Source organism: Rhizobium grahamii CCGE 502, from assembly GCF_000298315.2.
Classification (GTDB): domain Bacteria; phylum Pseudomonadota; class Alphaproteobacteria; order Rhizobiales; family Rhizobiaceae; genus Rhizobium; species Rhizobium grahamii.
The window spans coordinates 1-434 of the sequence record NZ_AEYE02000067.1; the positions used below are offsets into that span (position 1 = coordinate 1).

At 68.0% G+C, this 434-nt stretch carries 1 pseudogene; it reads left to right on the forward strand.

The window, feature by feature from the left end:
• Positions 1 to 434, forward strand: a pseudogene (locus tag RGCCGE502_RS34405) (type I secretion system permease/ATPase); the annotation flags it as partial.

Sequence of the window (434 nt, forward strand, 5' to 3'; positions counted from 1 at the left end):
ATTGCTGACGGTCGGCGGTGCCGTGGTGCTGACGGTGCTGACGGTTGTTGCCGAGGTGCTGACGCGGCGGCACTCGCAGTCGATGATCAAGGCCTCGGTGGCGCGCAACTCGGTTGCCGATTCGAACGCCCGCAACAGCGACATCATGCATGCGATGGGGATCACCGGGCGGGCCGTCGATCGCTTCGAGAAGGCCAACCGCCGCCACCTCGACTGTCAGACGAAGACGTCCGACGTCGGCGGCACGCTGTCGGGGCTGTCGAAGGTGCTGCGGATGATGCTGCAGTCGGCGATCCTCGGGCTTGGCGCCTATCTGACGATCCGCGGCGAGCTGTCGTCGGGCTCGATCATCGCCTCGTCGATCGTCACGGCGCGGGCACTTGCGCCGGTCGACCTGGCGATCGGCCAGTGGAAGGGCGTGGTCGGGGCGCGCC